This window comes from Streptomyces sp. NPDC054842 (assembly GCF_053611025.1).
Window position 1 is genome coordinate 1 of sequence record NZ_JBSGZN010000047.1, and the last position, 22343, is coordinate 22343.

General features: G+C 72.6%; 25 protein-coding genes and 1 tRNA gene. 11 read left to right on the forward strand and 15 right to left on the reverse strand.

Annotation, left to right across the window (positions count from 1 at the left end; translation table 11 throughout):
- Window positions 1-28: 28 nt before the first annotated feature.
- The 3 genes from ACWGIS_RS29035 to ACWGIS_RS29045 are packed head-to-tail and all read right to left on the reverse strand — an operon-like array spanning window position 29 to window position 1627.
- Entirely contained in the window at window positions 29-832 is an 804-nt protein-coding gene (locus ACWGIS_RS29035) for a DUF899 domain-containing protein (RefSeq protein WP_453365425.1), read from the reverse strand.
- Window positions 804-1187: an ArsR/SmtB family transcription factor gene (locus ACWGIS_RS29040; RefSeq protein ID WP_453365426.1), complete on the reverse strand. Its 384-nt coding sequence runs from the start codon at window positions 1185-1187 to the stop codon at window positions 804-806. Before ACWGIS_RS29040 ends, ACWGIS_RS29035 begins: the two co-directional genes overlap by 29 nt.
- Window positions 1184-1627, reverse strand: a complete 444-nt coding sequence (locus ACWGIS_RS29045) for an SRPBCC domain-containing protein (protein ID WP_453365427.1) — start codon at window positions 1625-1627, stop codon at window positions 1184-1186. Before ACWGIS_RS29045 ends, ACWGIS_RS29040 begins: the two co-directional genes overlap by 4 nt.
- Window positions 1628-1788: 161 nt before the next feature.
- On the opposite strand from ACWGIS_RS29045, the gene ACWGIS_RS29050 reads away from it, so the two are divergent.
- Window positions 1789-2775 (forward strand): oxidoreductase, encoded by a 987-nt coding sequence (locus ACWGIS_RS29050; RefSeq protein ID WP_453365428.1) that lies wholly within the window; start codon window positions 1789-1791, stop codon window positions 2773-2775.
- Between the two features lie 57 nt (window positions 2776-2832).
- On the opposite strand, the gene ACWGIS_RS29055 is transcribed toward ACWGIS_RS29050, so the two are convergent.
- The 4 genes from ACWGIS_RS29055 to ACWGIS_RS29070 all read right to left on the reverse strand — a co-directional run bounded on the left by ACWGIS_RS29055 (window position 2833) and on the right by ACWGIS_RS29070 (window position 7203).
- Window positions 2833-3792, reverse strand: a complete 960-nt coding sequence (locus tag ACWGIS_RS29055; protein ID WP_453365429.1) for an alpha/beta hydrolase — start codon at window positions 3790-3792, stop codon at window positions 2833-2835.
- A gap of 227 nt (window positions 3793-4019) precedes the next feature.
- A complete protein-coding gene (gap, locus tag ACWGIS_RS29060) occupies window positions 4020-5018 on the reverse strand; it encodes a type I glyceraldehyde-3-phosphate dehydrogenase (RefSeq protein ID WP_453365430.1) in 999 nt (332 codons plus the stop codon).
- 129 nt (window positions 5019-5147) lie between these two features.
- On the reverse strand, window positions 5148-6104 hold the full coding sequence (locus tag ACWGIS_RS29065) for a GlxA family transcriptional regulator (RefSeq protein WP_453365431.1): 957 nt from the start codon (window positions 6102-6104) through the stop codon (window positions 5148-5150).
- A 109-nt stretch (window positions 6105-6213) separates the two neighbouring features.
- Window positions 6214-7203, reverse strand: a complete 990-nt coding sequence (locus tag ACWGIS_RS29070; protein WP_453365432.1) for a magnesium and cobalt transport protein CorA — start codon at window positions 7201-7203, stop codon at window positions 6214-6216.
- A gap of 145 nt (window positions 7204-7348) precedes the next feature.
- Here ACWGIS_RS29070 and ACWGIS_RS29075 point away from each other — a divergent pair, with 145 nt between their 5' ends.
- Window positions 7349-7474 (forward strand): hypothetical protein, encoded by a 126-nt coding sequence (locus ACWGIS_RS29075; protein WP_453365433.1) that lies wholly within the window; start codon window positions 7349-7351, stop codon window positions 7472-7474.
- A 36-nt stretch (window positions 7475-7510) separates the two neighbouring features.
- Here ACWGIS_RS29075 and ACWGIS_RS29080 read toward each other — a convergent pair whose 3' ends face one another.
- The gene (locus ACWGIS_RS29080; protein ID WP_453365480.1) at window positions 7511-8452 is read right to left on the reverse strand and encodes a LysR family transcriptional regulator; all 942 of its coding nucleotides are present in this window, start codon (window positions 8450-8452) and stop codon (window positions 7511-7513) included.
- Window positions 8453-8560: 108 nt separating this feature from the next.
- Here ACWGIS_RS29080 and ACWGIS_RS29085 point away from each other — a divergent pair, with 108 nt between their 5' ends.
- A complete protein-coding gene (locus ACWGIS_RS29085) occupies window positions 8561-9406 on the forward strand; it encodes an inositol monophosphatase family protein (RefSeq protein WP_453365434.1) in 846 nt (281 codons plus the stop codon).
- Window positions 9407-9487: 81 nt separating this feature from the next.
- Window positions 9488-10117, forward strand: coding sequence for an NAD(P)-dependent oxidoreductase (locus ACWGIS_RS29090; RefSeq protein WP_453365435.1), 630 nt, complete (start codon window positions 9488-9490; stop codon window positions 10115-10117).
- Window positions 10118-10218: 101 nt separating this feature from the next.
- On the opposite strand, the gene ACWGIS_RS29095 is transcribed toward ACWGIS_RS29090, so the two are convergent.
- Window positions 10219-11778, reverse strand: coding sequence for an FG-GAP repeat domain-containing protein (locus tag ACWGIS_RS29095; protein WP_453365436.1), 1560 nt, complete (start codon window positions 11776-11778; stop codon window positions 10219-10221).
- 175 nt (window positions 11779-11953) lie between these two features.
- Here ACWGIS_RS29095 and ACWGIS_RS29100 point away from each other — a divergent pair, with 175 nt between their 5' ends.
- Window positions 11954-12226, forward strand: a complete 273-nt coding sequence (locus tag ACWGIS_RS29100) for a DUF3253 domain-containing protein (RefSeq protein ID WP_453365437.1) — start codon at window positions 11954-11956, stop codon at window positions 12224-12226.
- Between the two features lie 21 nt (window positions 12227-12247).
- Here the strand turns inward: ACWGIS_RS29100 and ACWGIS_RS29105 are convergent, their stop codons facing one another.
- Complete coding sequence (locus tag ACWGIS_RS29105) at window positions 12248-13108, reverse strand: SDR family oxidoreductase (protein WP_453365438.1); 861 nt, start codon at window positions 13106-13108, stop codon at window positions 12248-12250.
- Window positions 13109-13255: 147 nt separating this feature from the next.
- Entirely contained in the window at window positions 13256-13561 is a 306-nt protein-coding gene (locus ACWGIS_RS29110; protein ID WP_453365439.1) for an NIPSNAP family protein, read from the reverse strand.
- Between the two features lie 275 nt (window positions 13562-13836).
- Between ACWGIS_RS29110 and ACWGIS_RS29115 the strand changes: the two genes are divergently transcribed.
- The 3 genes from ACWGIS_RS29115 (at window position 13837) to ACWGIS_RS29125 (ending at window position 15530) form a co-directional block, all read left to right on the forward strand.
- Complete coding sequence (locus ACWGIS_RS29115; protein WP_453365440.1) at window positions 13837-14310, forward strand: ATP-binding protein; 474 nt, start codon at window positions 13837-13839, stop codon at window positions 14308-14310.
- Between the two features lie 210 nt (window positions 14311-14520).
- Window positions 14521-15135, forward strand: a complete 615-nt coding sequence (gene thpR, locus ACWGIS_RS29120) for an RNA 2',3'-cyclic phosphodiesterase (protein ID WP_453365441.1) — start codon at window positions 14521-14523, stop codon at window positions 15133-15135.
- A gap of 68 nt (window positions 15136-15203) precedes the next feature.
- Window positions 15204-15530 (forward strand): hypothetical protein, encoded by a 327-nt coding sequence (locus ACWGIS_RS29125; RefSeq protein WP_453365442.1) that lies wholly within the window; start codon window positions 15204-15206, stop codon window positions 15528-15530.
- A gap of 100 nt (window positions 15531-15630) precedes the next feature.
- On the opposite strand, the gene ACWGIS_RS29130 is transcribed toward ACWGIS_RS29125, so the two are convergent.
- Window positions 15631-16059 carry a DUF7144 family membrane protein gene (locus ACWGIS_RS29130; protein ID WP_453365443.1) on the reverse strand — a complete coding sequence of 143 codons (429 nt, stop codon included), beginning with the start codon at window positions 16057-16059 and terminating at the stop codon, window positions 15631-15633.
- Window positions 16060-16434: 375 nt separating this feature from the next.
- Between ACWGIS_RS29130 and ACWGIS_RS29135 the strand changes: the two genes are divergently transcribed.
- Window positions 16435-16508: transfer RNA gene (locus ACWGIS_RS29135), tRNA-Met, on the forward strand.
- Window positions 16509-16583: 75 nt separating this feature from the next.
- Here the strand turns inward: ACWGIS_RS29135 and ACWGIS_RS29140 are convergent.
- Both ACWGIS_RS29140 and ACWGIS_RS29145 read right to left on the reverse strand, forming a co-directional pair.
- A complete protein-coding gene (locus tag ACWGIS_RS29140; RefSeq protein ID WP_453365444.1) occupies window positions 16584-17474 on the reverse strand; it encodes an NAD(P)-dependent oxidoreductase in 891 nt (296 codons plus the stop codon).
- A 127-nt stretch (window positions 17475-17601) separates the two neighbouring features.
- Window positions 17602-18024, reverse strand: a complete 423-nt coding sequence (locus tag ACWGIS_RS29145; protein ID WP_453365445.1) for a PPOX class F420-dependent oxidoreductase — start codon at window positions 18022-18024, stop codon at window positions 17602-17604.
- A 389-nt stretch (window positions 18025-18413) separates the two neighbouring features.
- On the opposite strand from ACWGIS_RS29145, the gene ACWGIS_RS29150 reads away from it, so the two are divergent.
- On the forward strand, window positions 18414-18755 hold the full coding sequence (locus ACWGIS_RS29150; protein WP_453365446.1) for an alpha-amylase: 342 nt from the start codon (window positions 18414-18416) through the stop codon (window positions 18753-18755).
- 87 nt (window positions 18756-18842) lie between these two features.
- Here the strand turns inward: ACWGIS_RS29150 and ACWGIS_RS29155 are convergent, their stop codons facing one another.
- Window positions 18843-19373, reverse strand: coding sequence for an HAD domain-containing protein (locus ACWGIS_RS29155; RefSeq protein ID WP_453365447.1), 531 nt, complete (start codon window positions 19371-19373; stop codon window positions 18843-18845).
- Window positions 19374-19759: 386 nt separating this feature from the next.
- Between ACWGIS_RS29155 and ACWGIS_RS29160 the strand changes: the two genes are divergently transcribed.
- Window positions 19760-22306, forward strand: coding sequence for a discoidin domain-containing protein (locus ACWGIS_RS29160; protein WP_453365448.1), 2547 nt, complete (start codon window positions 19760-19762; stop codon window positions 22304-22306).
- Window positions 22307-22343: the final 37 nt, after the last annotated feature.

The window sequence follows — 22343 nt, forward strand, 5'->3', positions numbered from 1 at the left end:
GAGCGCCGCCGGCCACCGTGCGCGGAGGTCACCCGCAGCAGCTGTGCTTCGCGGGCCCGGCGGGCTTCGGCCCGCTGTCGTACTCGTCGTGGCGGCGCCACCAGAAGCCGTTCTCGTTGCGGCCGAGCGGCGCGCGGTCGAGCCACTGGTACATGCCCCACAGCGCGTCCACACCCCGCTCGTACGCCGAGTACGTGTGGTAGACCTCCCCGCCGTCGCGCACGAAGGCGCTGACCCCCGGGCCCTCCTGCCGGTAGGTCGCCCAGTCCGTGCCCACGCTCGCGGCGATCTCGTCGAGGAAGGGGGTCTCCACGCCCTCCGGCGGACGGAAGTCCACCGTGCGGAAGTTGTAGTCGACGGCCCCCGACTCCCACTGCTCCCGGGTGTGCGAGGTCTTGAAGTCGTAGGCGAAGTCGCCGCCGGCGGTCGACACCCAGGGGAAGCTCCAGCCCATCCGTTCCTTGTACCGGCTCAGTTCGGCGAGCGGTGCCTGCGAGACGGCGCACAGCGTGACGTCGTGATGTGCGAGGTGGACGACGGAGCCGTCGAAGCCGTCCGCGATGGCCGAGCAGGACGGGCACCCCGCCGTGTACTCGGGGCCGAACATGAAGTGGTAGACGATCAGTTGGGAGCGTCCCGCGAAGAGGTCCGGGAGGGTCACGGTGCCATGGTCCGACTCGAAGCGGTACTCCTTGTCGATCCGGACCCAGGGCAACTCCTGGCGCTGCCGAGCCAGTTCGTCACTGCGCCGGGTCAACTCCTTCTCCGCTTCGAGCAGTTCCAGCCGTGCCGAGAGCCACTCCTTACGGGTTCCGGTCCGATGAGCGGTCATGACCTGCCTCCTCTCGCTCCGCCGCCTCGGCGACGCGTTTGATGTTCGCCAGCCTCCGGTCCCACTCGCTCGCGAGTGCGGCCATCCACCGCGCCGTCGCGTCCAAGGGCGCGGGGCGCACCGCGTACCGCACCTCCCGCCCGACCCGGCCGCCGGTCACCAGCCCGGCGGCGTCCAGGACGGCGAGGTGCTTGACCACCGCCTGCCGGGAGACCGGCAGGCGTTCGGCGAGGGTCGTGGCGGTGGCCTCGCCCTGCGCGGCGAGCAGTTCGAGCAGGTGCCGCCGGGTCGGGTCGGCGAGCGCGACGAGGACGTCGTCGAACGCCGCGGCGGCACCGTCACGTGCCTCCGTCACACCGACCGTTCCGCGCGCGTCTTGAGGGCGTCGAGCTCCAGCGGCCAGCCCTCGGTGTGCTCCTTGTGGTTCTGGGCGCGCAGGTCCTCGGCCCCCGCCAGCTGTGAGAACCCGCTCTCGACGACCCGCAGCCGCGTCCGGTCGCCTTCCTGGGCCAGCGTGAACTCCACCAGGGTGCTGTTGTCCTCGCGGAGCTCCTCGCCGGGGAACGCGCTGGTCCAGCGGTACGACAGGTACGTGGGCGGCCGGACCTTCTCCACCCGCACCGGGAAGTCGCCGTGCTCGGGGTTCCGCGCCACCATCGTCTCGCCCTCCCGGGCCACGGTGCCGGGCAGGTTGGCCTTGTCCGCCACCCAGAAGCCGGGCTGCGCCACCAGCGACCAGACGCGCTCCAGGGGTGCCTCGATCAGCGTCTCGCGTTCGATCCGGTCCTCGCTCATGGCCGTACTCCTTCTTCGTGGTCGTCATCGGGTGCAACTCCACGGTTGCACGTCCAGGCTCTACACGCAACCCCGGAGTTGCACGTCACTTCCGGGCCGCCCGGATCTGCTGTCAGCCGATTCCCCTGGGCGTCCGGAACCGCCGCTGCTTCGCTGGGGGCATGGAGATCCTGATTCTCGGCGGTACCGCCTGGCTGGGACGCGAGCTGTCGCGCCAGGCGATCGGGCGCGGCCACCACGTGACCTGCCTCGCCCGGGGCGCCAGCGGCGAGGTCGCGGACGGAGCGGAGCTGGTACGAGCGGACCGGCACGAGCCCTCGGCCTACGAGCCGCTGGCCGACCGGACCTGGGACGCGGTGATCGAGGTGTCCTGGCAACCGGGGTTCGTCAGGCAGGCGCTCGACGCGCTGGGCGCCGGGGCGCGGCACTGGACGTACGTCTCGTCCATCAGCGCCTACGCCTCGCACGCCCTGCCGGACGCCGACGAGTCCTCGCCCCTGCTCGCCGCCACCGACCTCGCCGAGGCCGGCCGCGCGCTCTACGGCGAGGCGAAGGTCGCCTGCGAGCAGGTGTCGGCCGCCGCCGTGGGGGACCGCCTCCTCGTCGCCCGCGCCGGCCTCATCGGAGGCCCCGGCGACGACAGCGGACGGTCCGGCTACTGGGCGGCCCGCGCCGCACGCGATCCGCACGCCCCGCTCCTGGTCCCCGCCACGCCCGCCCTGCCCACGCAGGCCGTGGACGTACGCGATCTCGCCGCCTGGCTGCTGGACGCCGCCCGGGACGGGACCACCGGCACGTACGACGCCGTCGGGCCGGCCGTACCGCTGGGGGAGTGGATCGGACTGTCCCGCTCCCTGGGCGGGCACACCGGTCCCGTCGTCACCGCCGACCCGGACTGGCTGCTCGCCAACGGCGTGGCCGAGTACATGGGGGAGGAGTCGCTGCCGATGTGGGTGGCCGACCCGGACTGGCAGGGGTGGTCGGCCCGGAGCGGGGCCGCGGCGCGGGCGGCCGGTCTCACCCACCGGTCCCGGGCGGATCTGCTCGCCGACACCCTGGCGTGGGAACGCGAACGAGGACTGGGCCGGCCCCGCCGTGCCGGCCTCAGCGCACGGCGCGAGCGGGAGTTGCTCGACGCGCTGGGGTGAGCCCTCGGCGGGAGCCCGCGGCCCGCGTCGGACGCCTGGCCGTGGGACCGCCGCGGGTCAGCGGCTCAGCAGCCGTCGCAGCCACGCCAGCCGGGCCGCGCGGGCCTGCCGGGACAGGGCCGCGTCCGGCACCAGCGCGTCGAAGCCGTGGAAGCCGCCCGGCCACACGTGCAGCTCCGCCTCACCGCCCGCCCGCCACATGGCCTCCGCGTAGGCGATGTCCTCGTCGCGGAAGGTCTCCGCGGAGCCCACGTCGAGGAAGGCGGGCGGCAGGCCGCTCAGGTCCTCCGCCCGGGCCGGGGCGGCGTAGGGGGAAACGTCGCCGGAGCCCCGCCGCTCGCCCAGCAGCGCCGTCCAGCCGGTGTCGTTGGACGCCCGGTCCCACATGCCCCGCCCGGCCATCTGCCGGGCCGAACAGGTGTCGTTGCGGTCGTCGAGCATCGGAGACATCAGCATCTGCCCCAGCAGCCGGGGGCCCTTCTCGTCGCGGGCGCGCAGCGCCAGGGCGGCGGTGAGCCCGCCGCCGGAGCTCTGCCCGGCCACGACGATCCGGTCGGGATCGCCGCCGACGAGGGACGCGTTGCCGACGGTCCACTCCAGGCCCGCGTAGCAGTCGTCGACCGGGGCCGGGTGCGGGTTCTCGGGGGCGAGCCGGTACTCGACCGAGACCACGACCAGCCCCAACTCCTCGGCCCAGTCCAGCGCCTCGTCGACGCCGAGCCGGTTGTGGCCCGTGACCATGCCTCCGCCGTGCACGAAGTACACGACGGGCAGCGGGCCCCGGGCGGCGGCCGGGCGGCAGACGAGCAGGGAGACCGCGGGCGCGCCGGGGGGACCGGGGACCTCGCGGTCCTCGACGGTGAAGGTTTCCTCGCGGCTCAGTGCCTCGTCGGTGGGCCGGAGCGCGGCCCCGACCTCGCGGCTGCCGGGCACCAGCTCGGGCGTGAGGGGGGACGGCGCGAACTCCGTGAGCGCGACGGCGAGTTCCCTGTCGAAGGGCGGGGGTGTCATGGTCACGGCTCACACTCTCCAGGTCGCGGCGCGCGTCCCGCGGAGCGACGCGCGGATCGGCCGGATCGCGGTGGGGGCGACGACCGGCCCGGGACACCTTCTGTGCTGCCCCGTCACGAGGCGGTCATGTCGGCGGCCCGCCGACGGCCCGTGCGGACTGTCCGGCCGCCGGAGACCCGCTGCGCTCCGGCGCCGGACCTGGTGAGTGATCCCCCTCTGTCAGCCGTCAGCCGTCAGCTGCCGGCGAGCAGTTCGAGGGTGTCGATGACCCGGTTGGAGAAGCCCCACTCGTTGTCGTACCAGGCGACCACCTTGATGTGGCGTCCGTCGACGCGGGTGAGGGCCGAGTCGAAGATCGAGGAGGCCGGGTTGCCGGTGATGTCCGAGGACACGAGCGCGTCCTCGGAGTACTCCAGGATGCCGGCGAGGGGGCCCTCCGCAGCGGTGCGGTACGCGGCCAGCACGTCCTCGCGGGTCACGTCGCGGGCCACGGTCGTGTTGAGCTCCACGATCGAGCCCACGGGTACCGGCACCCGGATCGAGTCACCGGACAGCTTGCCGTCCAGGTTGGGCAGCACGTGCCCGATCGCCTTGGCGGCACCCGTCGTCGTCGGCACGATGTTGGAGGCGGCGGCGCGCGCACGGCGGGCGTCGCGGTGCGGGCCGTCCTGGAGGTTCTGCTCCTGCGTGTAGGCGTGCACCGTCGTCATGAAGCCGTGCTCGATACCGGCGAGTTCGTCGAGCACCGCGGCCAGCGGGGCGAGCGCGTTGGTCGTGCACGAGGCGTTCGAGACGATGGTGTGCGCCGCGGGGTCGTACGCGTCGGTGTTGACGCCGAACGCTAGCGTGACGTCCGCGCCGTCCGAGGGCGCGCTGACGAGCACCTTCCTCGCGCCCGCGTCCAGGTGGGCCCGCGCCGCCTCGGCGGACGTGAAACGGCCGGTCGCCTCCAGCACGAGGTCGACCTCCAGTTCCGCCCAGGGCAGCTTCGCCGGCTCACGCTCGGCGAGCACCTTGATGCGCCGGCCGTCCACGATCAGGGTGTCCCCGTCGACGGTCACCGGCCGGCCCAGCCGCCCGGCCGTCGTGTCGAAGGCGAGCAGCCGCGCGAGGGCGGCGGGCTCGGTGAGGTCGTTCACGGCCACGACCGTGAGGTCGGTGTCGCGTTCGAGCAGCGCGCGCAGCACGTTGCGTCCGATGCGGCCGAATCCGTTGATGGCGATACGAGTCATGAGTGGTGTCCCTTCGTCTCCCCACCAGGTTGGCTTGCGTCCGCGCGGCGTGGCAGCGGCGCGAATGCCACGATCCGAAAGGATCGCGCCAGGCACCTGACGGTCCCGGTGCGAAGGTGGGTCAGGTGCCTACCGGTCCTGGGCGAAGGTGCGCCGGTACTCGCTCGGGGTGGTGCCCAGGACGCGCTGGAAGTGCAGCCGCAGATTCACCCCGGTGCCCAGGCCGACGTCCGCGGCGATCTGCTCGACACCGCGCTGCGAACGCTCCAGCAGCTCCCGTGCCATGTCGATGCGGGCGCGCATGACCCACTGCATGGGCGTGTAGCCGGTGTCCTCCACGAAGCGGCGTGAGAGCGTGCGCGGCGAGACTCCCGCGTGCCGGGCGAGGACCGTGAGGGTCAGGGGATCGCCCAGCCGGTGCAGCGCCCACTCCCGGGTGGCGGCGAACCGCTCCCCGAGCGGCTCGGGCACACTCCGCGGCACGTACTGCGCCTGCCCGCCGCTGCGGTAGGGGGCCGCGACCAGCCGCCGGGCCGCGTGGTTGGACGCGGCCACCCCGAGGTCGCCGCGCAGGATGTGCAGGCACAGGTCGATGCCCGAGGCGGCGCCCGCCGACGTCAGCACGCTGCCCTCGTCGACGAAGAGCACGTTCTCGTCGACCCGGACGAGCGGACGCTTCGCGGCGAGGGCCCGCGTGTAGTGCCAGTGGGTGGTGGCGCGTCTGCCGTCGAGCAGCCCGGTGGCGGCGAGCGCGAAGGCACCGGTCGAGATGGCGGCGAGCCGCGCGCCCCGTGCGTGGGCTGCGGTCAGGGCGTCCAGGACCGCCCGCGGCGGGTCGTCCCGGTCCGGGAAGCGGTACCCGGGCACGAACACGATGTCCGCCCAGGCGAGCGCTTCGAGACCGTGGGCGACGGCGTACGACAGTCCGTCCCCGCCGGTCACGAGCCCGGGCGCGGCGCCGCACACCCGCACCTCGTAGGGCATGCTCGCCCGGGTCGTGAACACCTGGGCGGGGATGCCCACGTCGAGCGGTTTCGCACCCGCCAGCACAAGGACGGCGACGCGTTTCAGTGGGGAATCCGGCACGGGAGAAGCGTACGAGGGGTGCGGCGCCGAGCCGCTCGCCCCCACCGGCGACGGGAAGCCCGTCAGCCGGGGGACGAGTCCCCTTCCACTGTCCCGCCCGCGCCGGGACTCAGAGCCAGCCGTTGCGGCGGAAGGTCCGGTGCAGGAGGGCGGCGGCGGTCACCATGACGGTGATCGCGAGGGGATAGCCGTACGTCCAGCTCAGCTCCGGCATGTGCGCGAAGTTCATGCCGTAGATGCCGGCGACGAGGGTGGGGGTGGCCAGGATGGCGGCCCACGCCGAGATGCGGCGCATGTCGTCGTTCTGCCAGGTCCCGACCCGGGCGAGGTGGGCGTCGAGGACGGAGTTGAGCAGCTCGTCCAGGGAGCGCACCTCGGTGTCGGTGCGGTGCATGTGGTCGGACACGTCGCGGAAGTACGGCAGCATCTCCTCGGGCCACTCCGCACGGGGCCCGGCGAAGTCCTGCACCACGGGCACCAGCGGCTGCACGGCGTCGAGGAACTCCAGGACCTCCCGCTTGAGCGAGTAGATCTGCTCGGTCAGGTCCTCGCGGCCGGATGCGAAGACGCGGCGCTCCAGCGTCGTCAGGTCGGTGCGGACCTGCACGGACGCGTCGATGTAGGAGTCCACGACGGTGTCCAGGACGGCGTGCAGCACGGCGGCGGGCCCGAACCGCAGCATCTCCGGCGCGTCGCCCAGCCGCCGGGACGCCTCGGCGATGGGATCGGCCGCGCCGTGGCGGACGGTCAGCGCGAACCGGGGGCCGGTGAAGACCATGACCTCGCCGGTCTCCACGTCGCAGCCGTCCTCGACGTACCAGAGCGTCTTCAGCGCGACCACGAGCACGTCGCCGTAACGCTCCCGCTTGGGGCGCTGGTGCGCCTGGACGGCGTCCTCCACGGCCAGGGGGTGCAGCCCCAGCGGAACGGCCAGTTCCTCCAGGTCGGCCGGGTCGGGATCGTCCATGTGGACCCAGCAGAACTCGTGCTCCCCGACCCGCTGCACACTTTCCAGCACGGCCTTCAGGCCGCCGTCGGTCCGGTCGCAGTCGACCTGCTCGGGTGCGTCCTGGGACGCGCGGTAGACAAGACACCTCATGACACACACCTGCACCGACGCGGCGATTGCATGCCTGTGAGGTCGAACGGGACGTCGCGAGGCCCCCTTGCGGGGGATGCGCCGTACCGGCATTCCGCCACCGGAACCGGGCAGCCGGAAACGACGGTCCGACTGAGGAGGTCAGATGGTGGATGCGCGCACCCTCGCCTACAAAGGGCTCGAATTGATGCCCACCTGGTTCCAGGTCCTGGCGGTCGTACTCGTCGTGATCGGTATCGCCCTGGCGGCGGTCCGAGGAAACCGGCGCTGAGGACGCCCGACAGCGTACGGGGACGCCCGTCCGCGCTCAGGCTTCCGCGAATCCCTCGCCGGCGCCCTCGGCCGGGCCGCCGCACGCGTCCCGCAGGGCCGTGCGGGCCCGCGCGCGCAGCCAGGCGTGGGCCGGGTCGTTGTCGTAGCGCCGGTGCCAGGCGAGGTGGACGGGGATGCCGGGCATCGGCAGCGGCAGTGGCCGGACCACGAGGCCGAGCCCCTCCAGCAGGGGGCGGCTGACGAGTTCGGGGACCGCCACGACGAGGTCGTGATGGCGCACGAACTGCAGCGCCGTGGCGTTGGTGGGGGCGGCGGCCACCACCCGTCGGCTCATGCCCCGGGCCTCCAGCGCGTCGTCCAGGGGGTCGCGCAGCCGTCCCCGCCGGGAGACGGTGATGTGCTCGGCGGACGCGTAGTCCTCCAGGGTGAGCGGTCCGTCGTGGCACAGGGGATGCGCCGGGCGCAGGACGAGGACGAGCCGGTCCTGGCCCACGACCTCGTGGCGGAATTCGGGCGCGGACGGTTCACCGGCGCCGGCCTCCAGGTCGACGTCCCCGCGCCGCGGGTCATGGGTGTCGGTGGCAGCCTCGGCGAGGAAGCGCAGTCGCGCCCCGGGAGCGTCGGCACGCAGCGCGCGGAGCAGGGCGGGACCGGCCGCGGCGGCGAGGGCGTCGTGCCACTTCAGGACGAACGTCCGCCGCAGCGCCGCCAGGTCGACCTCGGTGTGCGGGGACAGGACGGCTTGCGCCTGCTGCACCAGCTCGTGCACGGTCGCGCGCAGGGCCAGGGCACGCGGGGTGGGGGTCATCGTCCGGCCGGTGCGGACAAGGATCTCGTCCCCGGTGGCCCGGCGGATGCGGCCCAGGGTCCGGCTCATGGCGGGGGTCGAGACGTGGAGGCGGGCGGCGGCGTCCGTCACGCTGCCTTCCTCCAGCAGCGCGTCGAGCGCGGTGAGCAGATTCAAGTCCAGTTGCATCGTGGTAAATCCAGTCATAACTAGATTGCATTTGATGTTAATGATGCCTGGTCCTAACGTCGAAGGCGAGCGGCCGGGAGGCCGCGTCCCCCTTCGTCTGGAGCGCTCATGAACGCCTTCTCCGACTCCCGTACCGCCGCCGCCACCGAGCCCGCCGAGCCCACCGGGCTCGAAGCGGTCCTGGCGGACGCCGTGACCGCCTTGCGGACAGCCGGCGCGCACCTGCGTGAGCGCCACGACCTGGCCGCCCGCCCCGGCGACCTCGACGAGATCGTCCGCGCCATCGACGCCAACGACGAGGCCGTCCTGGCACTCGTCCAGCAGCCGCTGCTCGCCGCGCGTCCCGGGTCCCGGTGGGCGGAGGACGAACTGGCCGGCGGCCCGCTGCCCGAGGGCGAGTGGTGGGTGGTGGACGCGGCCGAGGGCAACATCAACCACATCCACGGCATGACCGAGTGGGGCGTGACCGCCACTCTGGTGCGCGACAACGTCCCGGTGCTGACCGTGGTCCACCTGCCGCTGACCGGCGACACCTACACCGCGCTCCTCGGCCGGGGCGCCTTCCTCAACGGCGAGCGGCTGCGCGCGTCCGCGAAGACCGACCTGAAGGCGGCGCTGGTGGGCACCGGCCAGGCCAAGCCGGGTGAGGCCGAGGAGGCACTGCGCCGCATGGGGGCCTCGGTGACGGCCATGCTGCTGAACGCCCTGGTGGTGCGGGTCTCGGTGCCCGCCACGATGCAGCTCATCCACGTCGCGTCCGGCCGCATGGACACCTTCTGGCAGTTCTCCGACGTGCGCTCGGGCCTGCTGCCCGGCGCGCTGCTGGTCTCCGAGGCGGGCGGCTCGGTCACCGGGACGCGGGGCGAGCCGTGGACCCTGGGCGACCCGGACTTCCTCGCCTCGGCGCCCGGCGTGCACGGCCAGGCCGTGGCGGTCCTGTCCGGCCTCGGCTGACCCGCACCGCCCGCCCGACCCGGGCCGGGCCGCCCAAGCTCCGGCTCGCCCACTCCCACCGCCCTCACGACTGGAGACCTCGTGAAGATCGCCGTACTCGGTTCCACCGGAAGGACCGGCCGCCTCGTGGTCGCACGTGCCCTGGAGCGCGGGCACGACGTCATCGCCCTGGCCCGCACACCCGAACAGGCCGGGACCCACGCCTCGGGAAGCCTGCGAGTGGTCCGGGCCGACGTGACGGACCCCGGCAGTGTCGCCGCCGCCGTGGCCGGAGCGGACGTCGTGGTCAGCGGCCTCGGTGTCACCAGAAGACAGGACCCCTCGGTACTCGTCGACGGCGCCCGCCAGATCGCCTCGGCCGGACCCCGCGTCATCTGGCTGACCTCGCTCGGCATGGGAGCCACCGCGGGAGCGCTCGGCGCAGTCAACGGAGCCCTGCTCCAGCGCATCCTGCGCCATGAGTGGGAGGCCAAGGACCTCGCGGGCCGCGCCGTCCGCGAGGCCGGCGGGACCACCGTGCACGCCGGGCCACTCACCGACCGTCCCTACCGGGGCGACGGAGAGCTGGTCCGCGCGGCGGGGTTCAAGCCCCGCCGGCTGCCGCCCAGGGCGCCGCGCGCGGGGATCGCGGCCCTCATGGTCGCGGAGGCGGAGACACCGCGCTTCGCGGACACGGACACCATCGCCCTCTTCGAGGCGGATCCGCGCTGAACCGGCGTCACGTCACGCGAACGGCGGGCGGGCACGGGCGAACGGCCCTCGCGCGTCACGCCCGAAGCGCGTGCGAGCGGAACGGTCGTCCGGCGGCCGGATCACCCCGTGCCGAGCCGTCCCGTGGGCAGGAAGGTCACGCCGTCGGCCGAGGACCCCTCGGACGTGCCCGGGAAGACCCAGTACCCGTTCTCCTCACGCGGACGGTTGAAGCCGACGTAGCCCACGACCAGTTCGTCCCGGCCGTCGGCGTCCAGGTCGGCGAGCGCCACGTCCCAGCCGAGGTAATCGCTGTCCGCCTCGTGCGAGGGGCCTCCCGGCAGGTCCAGGACATGGCGGTCGAAGGAGCTCTGCGCCCGGGCCGACGGACCCCGGTCCCCACCCAGATGGACGGTGACCCTCCCGACCGGGTGGCGGCGGCCGTACGACGCCTCCACGAGGTCGTCACGGCCGTCGCCGTTCACGTCGCCCACGGCCGCCGCCCGCAGCGCGGGAACCCTGGCGGTCCGGCCGGTGGCGTCCAGGAAGCCCGCGCCCCCGAACCGTGCGGTCGTCCCCTGGAGCACGTCGTCGGCGCCGTCCCCGTCGAAGTCCCCCAGGGACAGGGGCCTGGCGTCGAGCGGTTCACTCCAGGGCGCGATCCCGGGCGGGGAACCGGCGTGCGCGAAGCCCTCCGTCGTGCCGACGTACAGCTCCACATGGTCGGACGCCGCGGGTTCGTCGGCCTCGTCGGCGGGGTCCGGGTCGCCGACGACCGACTCGGCGAGCAGGTCCGTACGCCCGTCACCGGTGAAGTCGCCCCAGACCACCTGGCGCGTGCTGACCGTCCCGCCGAGCGAGAGGTCCACCGCCGTCACGCGGGCCGGGTTGCCGTCCGCGCGGAACGGGCCGCGCAGCACGAAGAAGGTGTCGCACCGGTGCTCCTGCGAGAGGTCCCACAGGCTGTCCGGCGGCCGGAACGCCAGCGCGTCCGGGGTGCCGTCCCCCTGGACGTCGGTGACCCCGGCGGCGTCGAACTCCGGCAGTGTGCGCGACAGTTCGGCGACGCTCCCGATGCCGTGCCTGCCGCCACGGGCGAGGTACTGCACGACGCGCGATTTGCGCTTCCCCTTCTCCAGACCGTGCACGACGACGTCCGCACGGCCGTCGCCGGTCAGGTCCGCCGCGGGCAGCACACCCCCTGACCCGCTGCGGGGACTGCCGTGCCCCTCCTGCACGAGGGCGTCACCCCGGCTGCGCAGGGAGACCCCGCGGGACGGTGTGACCCCGCCGCCCTTCGACCCGGGCAGGTAGACGGGGTTGCGTCGCCAGCCGCCCCCGCCGACGGGCCGGTACCAGCCGTCCACGAAGAGGTCCGTGACACCGTCCCCGTCAAAGTCGCCGGGCCCGGAGGCGGCGCCGGACGCCTTCACACGCGCGTCCGTCTGCGCCCCGGTGGCCTTCGGCGGGGTGACGCACTCCCTCGGCACCTTGCCGTCGGCACCGTCACGCCGTACCTCCCCGCCGTCGCCGGCGCAGTTGCCGCGCGTGACACACGCCTTCGGCGCCGCGCTGCCGGCACGGTCACGCGGGGCGTTGCCGTCGTCGGTGCAGCCGTGGCCGCCTGCCGCCAGGAGGACGAGGGCACAACTCAGGGCGAGAAGTCGTGGACGCGGACGCATCGCACGAGTATGCGCTGCGCCCTGTCACGGGCCAAGACGGGTCCGTGAAGCTGTGCCGCCCACCATGTGCGGCCCGCCGCCCGGGGTTTTGGTTCCGGCGGTGGAAGCGGGCGCGGGCGGTCCGTGTCCGCCCGTCGCTCGTCACTTCTCGCGTCGGCGTTGCGACACTGGTGGGGTGACCGACACGGAACGGCAGACGGAACGGCTCCTGGAACGGGCCATCCTCGACCTGCTCGAACAACGCCGGCCGACCGCCACGATCTGCCCCTCCGACGCCGCGCGGTCGGTGTACGAGGGGGACGGCGACGGTTGGCGCGAGCTGATGGAGCCGGCGCGCCGGGCGGCCCGGCGGCTGGTGGACGCAGGCGAGGTGGAGATCACGCAGGCGGGGCGCCCCGTCGACCCCGCGACCGCCCGCGGCCCGATCCGTATCCGCCGCGTCCGCTGACCCGGCCGGGCGGCGGGCCGTTCAGTACGCCGCGCCGTCCCGGCGCAGGAGTGCCTCCAGGGACGTGGCGGGGTGACCGGTGAGGCGGGGGATGTCGTCGGTGACACCGTCGAGCTCCCCGGCGGCGACGGCCGTGTACGTCGACACCCAGGCGTCGAGCTGCCAGTCGGGTGCGCCGTAGCCGGCACGGGAGCGGTAGGCCTCGTCGAGCGTCTCGGGCTCGTAGCGGACGGCGCGGCCGGTCGTCTCGGTCAGTACGGCGGCGATCTCCGCGAACGTCAGGGACTGCGGCCCGGTGAGGTCGTACTGGGCTCCGGCGTGCTCGTCGGCGTGGGTGAGGACGGCGGTGGCGGCGTCGGCGATGTCGTCCTGGGCCACGACGGCGGCACGCCCCGCTCCGCCGGGACCGCGGATGACGCCGTCCTCACCGACGAGTGCGGGCGCGAAGTCGGCGTAGAGGTTGTCTCGCAGGAAGGTGAACCGCAGGCCGCTCGACCTGATGTGCTGCTCGGTGCGCCAGTGGTCCCGGGCGAGAGTGAAGGTCGCCTCCGGAGCCGCCCCGAAGAAGGAGATGTACACCAGGTGTCCGACACCGGCCTCGGCGGCGGCGTCCACGAAGGCGCGGTGCTGCTCCAGCCGGTCGGGGGACTCGGAGGCGGAGACCATCAGGACCCGGTCGATGCCGCGCAGGCCCCGTACGACGGCGTCACCGTCCGCGAAGGCACCGGGGACGACGGTGGCGCCGGGCAGCGAGGGCGCCCGCTCCGGAGTCCGGGCCAGCAGGGTCTGGGGGATGCCGGCCTCGGCCAGCCGTCGGGCGACGCGTCCGCCCAGGCGTCCGGACGCGCCGGTGACGGCGTACGTGGCTTCGGTCTTGGCCATCTGGCAGATCCTTCGTTCCGGGAGAGGTCGGCGGTGCACCCCGACAGGCCGATGATCGTACGGCGGCGACCCGACGGCACGCCGGGCCGAGCGGTCGTCCCCGCCCGCCGGACCGCGCGACGCCGGCTCGATCCGAACGACCGGGCTCTAAGCGTCCAGGGGGCGCAGGAAGCGTCGCTCGTAGCGCTTGATGCAGCCGGTCGTGCGGGCCAGCTCCAGCGCCTCCTGGCACTCCGGGTCGGTCGCGCTGTCCGTCCGGTACCGCTCGTACGCCGCGAAGCCGGGGAAGGAGAACAGGGCGTACGCGATGTCGCTGTCGCCCTCGCTGGGCAGGAAGTAGCCGTGGTGGGTCCCGCCGAAGCGGTTGACGAGCCCGACCCAGCGGCGGCCGTACTCCTCGAAGTCCTCGATCTTGTCCGGGTCGATCTCGTACTTCAGATGAATGGTGATCATGAGAGCGATTATGGGACAGGGGGGATTGGGCTCGGTCGTCCGACGGTGCCGGGGCTGTCCCGCACGGCTGCGAGCATCGTGAGGCGGGGCCGGGCCGAGCCGAGTACCTTGACCTCGGCGACGGACCGCGAAGGCCCCCTGTTACGTTCCCGGGGGCCGGGCGGAAGCGGCGCCTCCGGCCGGCTGCGGATTGGTGTCGAGAATTCCGGTGTTCTTCGGCATCGGGGGTAGAGGCTGGACGGAAACGGTCATGGCTCAGGAAGCGGGCGGATCGCGTGGATGAGGCTGCCCAGGAAAGGGCTCGGCTGAGGGATGACCGACTGGTCAGAGCCTCTGAGGCGTACGAGGGCAGACCCGGCGACATCGCCCGGGCGCGCGAGACGGCACGTGTTTTTCTGAAGAGAGTGCAGGCCGAGCACGGGTTTCCCGTGTCCGACCGCGCCATGGACATCGTCCAGCTGGTGGTCAGCGAACTGCTGACGAACGCCTGCAAGTACGCGCCGGGCCCTTGCCTGCTCGACGTGGAGCTGGTGGCGGGCCGTGTGGAGGTCACCGTCTGGGACAGCGCTCCGGTACTGCCGGTGGCGCGGGCCGCCGATCCGGGCCGCGTCGGCCAGCACGGCCTGGAGATCGTCATGGCCGTCAGCCAGAGCTTCGAGGTGCATCGTGAGCCCGTGGGCAAGCGGACCGTGGCGGCGGTCGTGCTCGCGGACGACCCGGACGGGGACGTGACCGGCCACAGCCCCTGAGAAGCCGGCAGCCACCGGGAAGCCCGCGGCCCCTGAGAAGCCCGGCACGCGTCACGTGGCGCGTCGCCCACACCGGGCGCCGTACGCGGCCGCCGGACGCACGGCGCCGACGGTGACCGGCGGGCCGGGACACTCCGAGCGCGCGTCGGCGCAGCGCCCGTACCCGGGCCGCCGACGGCACCCTCACGCACGTGCGGTACCAAGGTCCGTATGAACGATCAGACCCGGCCGGCCACCGTGCGCGTGTTCATCGCCCTCGCCCCGCCCGACGCCGCGAAGGACGAGCTGGCCCGGGAGCTGCGGTCCGCCTGTGCCACGCACCCCCACGTGCGGTGGAACCGTATCGAGGACTGGCACATCACCCTGGCGTTCCTCGGGGAGCTGCCCGCGGCGACGGTTCCGGTGCTGCGCCCGCCCCTCGCCGCCCTCGCCGCGGACCGCGCCCCGCTCTCCCTGGCACTGCGCGGCAGTGGCAGTTTCGACGACCGGGTGCTGTGGAGCGGGGTCGACGGGGACCTGGACGGACTGCACGAACTCGCCGCCGACGTGCGTACGCTCGTCCGGGACTCCGGCATCTCCTTCACGGAGCGACCCCTGCGCCCCCACCTGACGCTGGCCCGCGCCCGCAGGGGAGACGCGTCCTCGGCGGGCGAGATCGCCGACGGGATCGCCGGGTTCACCGGCCGTCCCTGGCGGGCCGAACGCCTGCACCTGGTCGGCAGCAACGGCGGCCGAGGTCACGGACCGATCCACTACCGCGACATCGAGGCGTGGCCCTTCGGCACCGCGAGGACCTCCGAAGTCGGGGAGCCGACGGCCGACTGACCCGAGCGGCCGGGCGGCGGTACCGGTGCCGGGTGCCGCCCGGCGCGCTCGCGGGCAGACTCGTGCACGTGACAGCAGACGCGCGACCGGACCGCACCCCCGACGGGCGGTTCATCATCGTGGGCGGACGGCGCTGGCGGGCCACGGACCCCCGCATTCCCGAGGACGTCGCCGCCCGGCTGCGCTCGCACCTGATGGCGGCCCGGCGAGCGATCGCGGCCGCCCGGCGCGCCGAGGACCGTGAAGCCGAGCGCGCCGCCCGCGCCCGCGTCCAGCTGGCCAAGGTGGCCCTGGGGGAGCGCGGCACACCCTGGTGGGAGCAGAGCGACCCGCAACGCCGTGTCCGCTGGAGCGAGGGCCTGGCGGAACTCGACGGGCCGACGCACCCCGGCTGACGCGCTCGACGCCCCGGCCCGCACGGCAACCGGCCCGGGACCGGGAGCGGTTGCTCGCGGTCCCGGGCCGGTCCCGGGAGGCAAAGGGGTGGCGGTGTTGTCATGCCTCCCTGTTGCGAGGCGCGCACAGGGCCCAGATGACGAACCCGTTGATGGTGATGAGGGCCAGCGCCCAGAACGGCGCGTACGGCAGCCACAGGAAGTTCGCGAGCATGCTCAGGCCCGCGAGCGCGACGCCGACGACCCTGGCCCATGTGGCGCCCTGGAAGAGGGCGCATCCCGCGAGGAACACGACGACGCCGAGGATCAGATGGACCCAGCCCCAGCCGGTCAGGTCGAACTGGAAGACGTAATTCCGGGTGTTGACGAAGACGTCGTCGTCGGCGATGGCGGAGATGCCCGCGAAGATCGCCATGAGACCGCCGAAAATCATCAGCACGGCGGCGAAGACGGTCCACCCGCCGACGAATGCGCCCGTCTCCGACCTCTGTCCCACATGGGGGCGGGCTTGGCTCGCATGACTCGTCATGGTGCGCTCCTTCGATGGGTCCGACGGCCCGAAGCGCGAGTCCTCTACGCCGAACGGGCTCTCTCCAATCTGTACCTGGACAAGGCGTCCCGCATCTCAGAGGCGAAGGGCCTGGTGGGGGCCCGAGGGTGGGGTGACACGGGCTGGGCGCGCCGGGTGACGGAGGCTCGCCTTCCGTCAGGTGAAGGCCCGTCGGCGGTCACCGGTCCGGACCCCCGTCCGGCGCGGTCACCGCCGCCGGGCCGGGCCTCTGTCCGGGGTGGTCATCGGCCGCCGTTCGGGACCGGCGACTTGCGTGGTCACCCGCCGCCCGCCCGGACCGGTGACCGGCGTGGTCATCGGCCGCCGTTCCGTGGCGTAGGGTGGAGTCAACGACGCGGGGTGGAGCAGCTCGGTAGCTCGCTGGGCTCATAACCCAGAGGTCGCAGGTTCAAATCCTGTCCCCGCTACTCGAAGACGAGGGCCCGGCAGCTGTGCTGCCGGGCCCTCGCGCATGCCCGGGCCGTGGTGGCGGCCCGCCGGGTTCAGGCCTGCGCGTCCTCGTCGAAGCTGGCGTAGTAGGCGGCGGCCATGTCCTCCTCGCCGTGGCCCTGTGCGGCGGCCCGGGCCAGGCGCGCGGCGCCCGCCTCGGCGACGTCCAGGCGGACACCGCTGCCCCGGCCCGCCTCGACGATCAGGCGGGCGTCCTTCGCGGCGGTGGACACGGCGAACGCGGGCGGAGTCAGCCCCCCGTCCAGGATGAGGCCCGCCTTGGCGTGCAGGTAGCCCATGTCGAGCGGGCCGCCCGCGATCGCGTCGAAGAAGCTCTGCGGGTCCACGCCGAGTGCCTGCGCCAGGGCGAGGACCTCGCCGGTCGCGTTGGTGGCCGCGAGGACCCAGCTGTTGGCCACGAGCTTGAGCCGGGTGGCGCTGCCCTTCGCGCCGTCCTCGCCGGTCCACACCGTACGGGCGCCGACGGCGTCGAAGACGGGCGTCACGGCGTTCCGTCCCTCCTGCGGGCCCGCGGCCAGGATCAGCAGCTGCCCGGCCTCCGCGGGCTGCCGGGTGCCGAGCACGGGGGCGTCGAAGAAGGCGAGCCCGTGCTCGCCCGCGAGGGCGGCCAGGCCGGCGATCGCGTCGACGCCCGCCGTCGTCGACTGCACCCAGGCCGCGCCCTCCGTGAGGGCGGGAGCCGCCTGCCGCATCACGTCGAGGACGGCTTCCCCGTCGTACAGCATCGTCAGGACGACGTCGGCACCGCGTACGGCGTCGGCGGGAGTGTCGGCGATCCACGCGCCGTCGTCGGCAAGGGGCTCGGCCTTGTCCCGGGTGCGGTTCCAGACGCGGACGGTGTGTCCGGCCCGGGCGAGGTTGCGGGCCATCGCCGCGCCCATGATGCCGGTGCCCAGGACGCTTACGGTGAGCTTGTCGGTCATGACATCAACTTCCTGATCCGAGTCGTGCGTTGGCTGTCTTCCGTGCCTTGCGGGCCGGTGCTCGCCCGGCCGCGCGGTCCGGGGTCTCCCGGGCCGCCGTGTCACGTGTCGCGGGGCACTCGGCCGGTCAGCCGGCCGCCTGGTCGTTGTCCTTGTGGCCGCCCCAGCCGTGCCAGCGGTCGATCTCGATCCAGCCGCTGACCCGGGCGCGGTCGCGCTGCGTGTACGGCCGGCCCAGATAGTGCTGGGACAACCGGTCGATGTCGGCCAGATCCGTGTCGTCCCGCAGCTCCGTGACGCGCCCGATGAGGGTGACGTGGGTGTACCAGTCGTCCCCGTCGAGCACCGTCAGCGTGACCCTGGGGTCGTGGCGCAGATGGTCGAGCCGCTTGCGGCCCTCGTCCATGTTCACCAGCACCCGGCCCTCGTCCCAGAGGTACCAGGTGGCCGTCGAGACCGGCTGGCCGTCCGGGCGCAGGGTGGTGATCACTGCGGGGTGCGGCCTGCTCAGCATGGCGACCGTGGCCTCGGGCAGCGGCGGCTTCGACATGGGGTCTCCTCTTCCTCACGTTCTCTCAGGTGGGGTCTTCGCGCCGTGGCGACCGACCGCACCGGGTGATCGACAGGACGCCGTTCCACGCTGCCACACGAGCGGTACGACGTGATGTCCCGGTAGCCGTGTCGGCGCCCGGGAATCGCGACGAGGTGGTCGCATGGACGGTCACCTGACGGGCTGCAGACCGCGTACCCCGGTACGGGTGTGAGCTGCCGGTCCTCCGGCGCCTTCCCGAAATGGTTGACCGGAACACCACGACTGAAAGAACATCCATGGTTTTGCGCAAGACTTGCAGCGACTGGGAGAGTTGCCGACCTCAACGTCCCTAGTCAGCAACGGTTTTCGCGCTGTTGCAAGACACCGTCCCTCTGGAGAGTCGAGACATGTTCTTTCCGCGCCGTCTCCCCCTCGCCGCCTGCCTGGTGACCGTCCTCGCGGCGCTCCTCGCGACCCTGGCGCCGGCTCGCCCCGCGCGCGCGGCCGACGCCTCGGACGGGAGCACGTCCGTCCCCGACTGCGTGCGCCTCTACCCGAGTTGGCGGTACACCACGGTCGACAACGCCTGCGCGGAACCGGTGACGCTCACCGTGGAGTACACCGACGGCCAGTCCGTCCCGTGCCGGACCCTGCTGCCCGGTGACCTGGCGACGTTCCCCGGCTACGGTCCCCAGCTCAACTACGTCACGGGCCTCCGGACCTGCCCGACCGAGTCCGCGTCCAGGTGAGTCCTGACCGGGGCGGCCCCGGGCCGGCCCGGAAGCCGGAGTGAGCGGCAACTCACGCGTACGAGACGCGGGTTGCCGCTCATTCGTTCAGAGGCCGCGCAGCCAGTCGTCCAGGAGGCGGTAGTCCGGGTCGGTGAGCCCGCGTTCCGGGGCGACGCGGTGGAGGAGGGCCCGTTCGTCGTGGTGGGCGGACACGTGGGCGCGGTCCCTGTCGGTGATCTCGTCGTCGACCCAGGCGAAGGGCCGCCCGGCCGCCATGTGCAGGATCGCCCGGGTCTTCCAGTGCAGTCCCTTCCGCGCGTCCCGCTCTTCCTCCTCGGACGGCTCGGGCCATGGCAGCACCGGCAGTCGGGGCAGTCCGAGGCGGGGCGCGACGCACTCGTTCGCCTCCTCCATCCAGGTCGTGGCCCACACCAGCTCGCAGGGCAGGCTCCGCAGTCTCGGCCCGTGGGCGGGGTCCAGCCGGGCGAGCAGGGGATTGGCGTCCGGCGCCGAGGCGGTGGGGTCCGGCGCGAACGCGGGGTATCCGCCCCCGTGCGGGGCCGGTGAGCCGCCGAAGGGGATCAGGGGGCCGTCGACGTCGAGGAAGAGGACGGGCAGGGGCGCGGGACCGGGCATCGGGGAAACATAGCCGCTCGCGGTCCGCGCCGACACATGGAGGCCGCGGGCAGGACCGGCCCCGGTGGCGTTCAAGCCGTGAAGCCGACGTGGCGGGACCCGTGACGGGGTCCTCGCAGGTCACGTGGCCCAAGTCGTCCCTCGTCAGCGGCCCCGCGACGGAGCCGATGCAAATAAGTCATGTCGGAGGGGTTGCCGTCGCGTTGCCTCATTACTTAAATCAAACCCTGAACTAAGTAGCCGCGTACGACCGTTCACGCTGTCCGGGTCCATGGACCCGGTCCGGTGACGCCTTGCGGTGCACACCCCGGGCGAGGTGTTTGTCATGCCTCGATCATGGTGCGGCACCGGAACCCGCTCTCCTTCATCCGCACGGAGTGGACCACATGAGATTCAGATCCTGGGGGATCGCGCTCGCCACAGCGGCAGCGCTGGTGACCATCCCCGCCCAGACGACACCGGCGAGCGCGGCGGAGTCCCTGCTCTCGCAGGGCAAGACCGCCACGTCCTCCTCGGACGAGAACGCCGGCACCGCCGCCTCGTACGCCGTCGACGGCAACACCGGAACCCGCTGGTCGTCGGCCGGCACCGACACCCAGTGGCTCCAGGTAGACCTGGGCGCGACGGCCACCCTCACGAAGGTCGTCCTCAACTGGGAGGCCGCCTACGGCAAGGACTACCGGATCCAGGTCTCCGGCAACGGAAGCACCTGGACCGACATCAAGACCGTCACCAACGGCGACGGCGGGACCGACACCCTCGACGTCTCCGGGCAGGGCCGCTACGTACGCCTGTACGGCGTCTCCCGTGCCACGCAGTACGGCTACTCCCTCTGGGAGTTCCAGGTCTTCGGTGACGCCGGCGGCACGACGCCCACCGCCTGCGGCACCGCCAACGCGGCCAAGGGGAAGACGGCCACCGCCTCCTCCACCGAGAACGCCGGCACGTCCGCCGCGAACGCCTTCGACGGCGACAACGGAACGCGCTGGTCGAGCCAGGCCTCCGATCCGCAGTGGGTCCAGGTGGACCTCGGTTCCGCCCAGGACATCTGCAAGGTCGATCTGAACTGGGAGGCCGCCTACGCCAAGGCGTTCAAGATCCAGGCGTCCGCCAACGGCCAGGACTGGACGACGCTGAAGGACGTCACCAACGGCACCGGCGGCACCGCCTCCTACGACGTGAGCGGCTCGGGACGCTACCTCCGCGTCCTCGGTACGACACGCGGCACCGTGTACGGCTACTCACTGTGGGAGGTCGCCGTGCACACGGGCTCCGGCGGCAACCCGCCGATCGAGGGCGGCGGCGACCTGGGCCCGAACGTCATCGTCGTGGACCCCGGCACGACCAACCTGCAGGCCAAGTTCGACCAGGTCTTCAGCAAGCAGGAGTCGAACCAGTTCGGCTCCGACCGCTACCAGTTCCTCCTCAAGCCCGGCACCTACAACGGCATCAACGCCCAACTCGGCTTCTACACCTCGATCTCCGGACTCGGGCTGAACCCCGACGACACGAAGATCAACGGTGACATCACCGTCGACGCGGGCTGGTTCAACGGCAACGCCACCCAGAACTTCTGGCGCTCGGCCGAGAACCTGTCCATCAAGCCCGTCAACGGCACCGACCGCTGGGCCGTGGCGCAGGCCGCGCCGTTCCGCCGCATCCACGTCGAGGGCGGCCTCAACCTCGCTCCCAACGGCTACGGCTGGGCGTCCGGCGGCTACATCGCCGACTCGAAGATCGACGGCACGGTGGGCCCGTACTCGCAGCAGCAGTGGTACACCCGGGACAGCTCCGTGGGCGGCTGGACCAACGGCGTCTGGAACATGACCTTCTCGGGCGTGCAGGGCGCGCCGGCGACCAACTTCGACACCGGTCCGTACACCACGCTGGACACCACGCCGGTCTCCCGCGAGAAGCCGTTCCTCTACCTCGACGGCAACGACTACAAGGTCTTCGTGCCGGGCAAGCGCACCAACTCCCGCGGTGTGTCCTGGCCGGCCAACGCGGGCGGCACGTCGCTTCCGCTCAGCCAGTTCTACGTCGTCAAGCCCGGCGCGACGGCCTCGACCATCAACGCGGCGCTCGCGCAGGGCCTCAACCTCCTGTTCACCCCCGGGGTCTACCACCTCGACCAGACCGTCAACGTGACCCGCGCCAACACCGTGGTCCTCGGCCTCGGACTGGCGACCATCGTCCCGGACAACGGCGTCGACGCCATGCACGTCGCCGACGTCGACGGCGTACGGCTGGCCGGCTTCCTCATCGACGCCGGACGCACCAAGTCCGACACGCTCCTGCAGATCGGCGGGGCCGGCGCCTCGGCCGACCACGCCGCCAACCCGACCACCATGCAGGACGTATTCATCCGCATCGGCGGCGCGGGCCCCGGCCTCGCCACCAACTCGGTGGTCGTCAACAGCGACGACGTCATCGTCGACCACACCTGGGTCTGGCGAGCCGACCACGGCGAAGGCGTCGGCTGGGAGACCAACCGGGCCGACTACGGCCTCGTGGTCAACGGTGACGACGTCCTCGCCACCGGTCTGTTCGTCGAGCACTTCAACAAGTACGACGTGCTCTGGAACGGCGAACGCGGCCGGACCATCTTCTACCAGAACGAGAAGGCCTACGACGTGCCCAGCGCGGCCGCCGTCACCCACGACGGGATCGTCGGGTACGCCGCCTACAAGGTGGCGGACACCGTCGACACCCACGAGGCCTGGGGCCTGGGCAGTTACTGCAACTTCACGTCGGACCCGACCATCGTGCAGCAGCACGGGTTCCAGGTGCCGGTGAAGACAGGCGTCAAGATGCACGACATCCAGGTGGTCTCCCTCGGCGGCAAGGGCCAGTACGCCCACGTCATCAACAACACGGGAGCGCCGACCTCGGGAACGGACACGGTTCCTTCCAAGATCACCCTGTTCCCGTGACACCAGGTGACCGGCCGGCCGGCTGACGGACCCACCG

Coding starts and splice junctions, on each gene's coding strand:
- ACWGIS_RS29035 (WP_453365425.1), bottom strand. CDS start 832: ATGACCGCTCATCGGACCGGAACCCGTAAGGAGTGGCTCTCGGCACGG.
- ACWGIS_RS29045 (WP_453365427.1), bottom strand. CDS start 1,627: ATGAGCGAGGACCGGATCGAACGCGAGACGCTGATCGAGGCACCCCTG.
- ACWGIS_RS29050 (WP_453365428.1), top strand. CDS start 1,789: ATGGAGATCCTGATTCTCGGCGGTACCGCCTGGCTGGGACGCGAGCTG.
- gap (WP_453365430.1), bottom strand. CDS start 5,018: ATGACTCGTATCGCCATCAACGGATTCGGCCGCATCGGACGCAACGTG.
- ACWGIS_RS29070 (WP_453365432.1), bottom strand. CDS start 7,203: ATGAGGTGTCTTGTCTACCGCGCGTCCCAGGACGCACCCGAGCAGGTC.
- ACWGIS_RS29075 (WP_453365433.1), top strand. CDS start 7,349: ATGGTGGATGCGCGCACCCTCGCCTACAAAGGGCTCGAATTGATGCCC.
- ACWGIS_RS29080 (WP_453365480.1), bottom strand. CDS start 8,452: ATGCAACTGGACTTGAATCTGCTCACCGCGCTCGACGCGCTGCTGGAG.
- ACWGIS_RS29085 (WP_453365434.1), top strand. CDS start 8,561: ATGAACGCCTTCTCCGACTCCCGTACCGCCGCCGCCACCGAGCCCGCC.
- ACWGIS_RS29095 (WP_453365436.1), bottom strand. CDS start 11,778: ATGCGTCCGCGTCCACGACTTCTCGCCCTGAGTTGTGCCCTCGTCCTC.
- ACWGIS_RS29105 (WP_453365438.1), bottom strand. CDS start 13,108: ATGGCCAAGACCGAAGCCACGTACGCCGTCACCGGCGCGTCCGGACGC.
- ACWGIS_RS29110 (WP_453365439.1), bottom strand. CDS start 13,561: ATGATCACCATTCATCTGAAGTACGAGATCGACCCGGACAAGATCGAG.
- thpR (WP_453365441.1), top strand. CDS start 14,521: ATGAACGATCAGACCCGGCCGGCCACCGTGCGCGTGTTCATCGCCCTC.
- ACWGIS_RS29130 (WP_453365443.1), bottom strand. CDS start 16,059: ATGACGAGTCATGCGAGCCAAGCCCGCCCCCATGTGGGACAGAGGTCG.
- ACWGIS_RS29140 (WP_453365444.1), bottom strand. CDS start 17,474: ATGACCGACAAGCTCACCGTAAGCGTCCTGGGCACCGGCATCATGGGC.
- ACWGIS_RS29145 (WP_453365445.1), bottom strand. CDS start 18,024: ATGTCGAAGCCGCCGCTGCCCGAGGCCACGGTCGCCATGCTGAGCAGG.
- ACWGIS_RS29150 (WP_453365446.1), top strand. CDS start 18,414: ATGTTCTTTCCGCGCCGTCTCCCCCTCGCCGCCTGCCTGGTGACCGTC.
- ACWGIS_RS29155 (WP_453365447.1), bottom strand. CDS start 19,373: ATGCCCGGTCCCGCGCCCCTGCCCGTCCTCTTCCTCGACGTCGACGGC.
- ACWGIS_RS29160 (WP_453365448.1), top strand. CDS start 19,760: ATGAGATTCAGATCCTGGGGGATCGCGCTCGCCACAGCGGCAGCGCTG.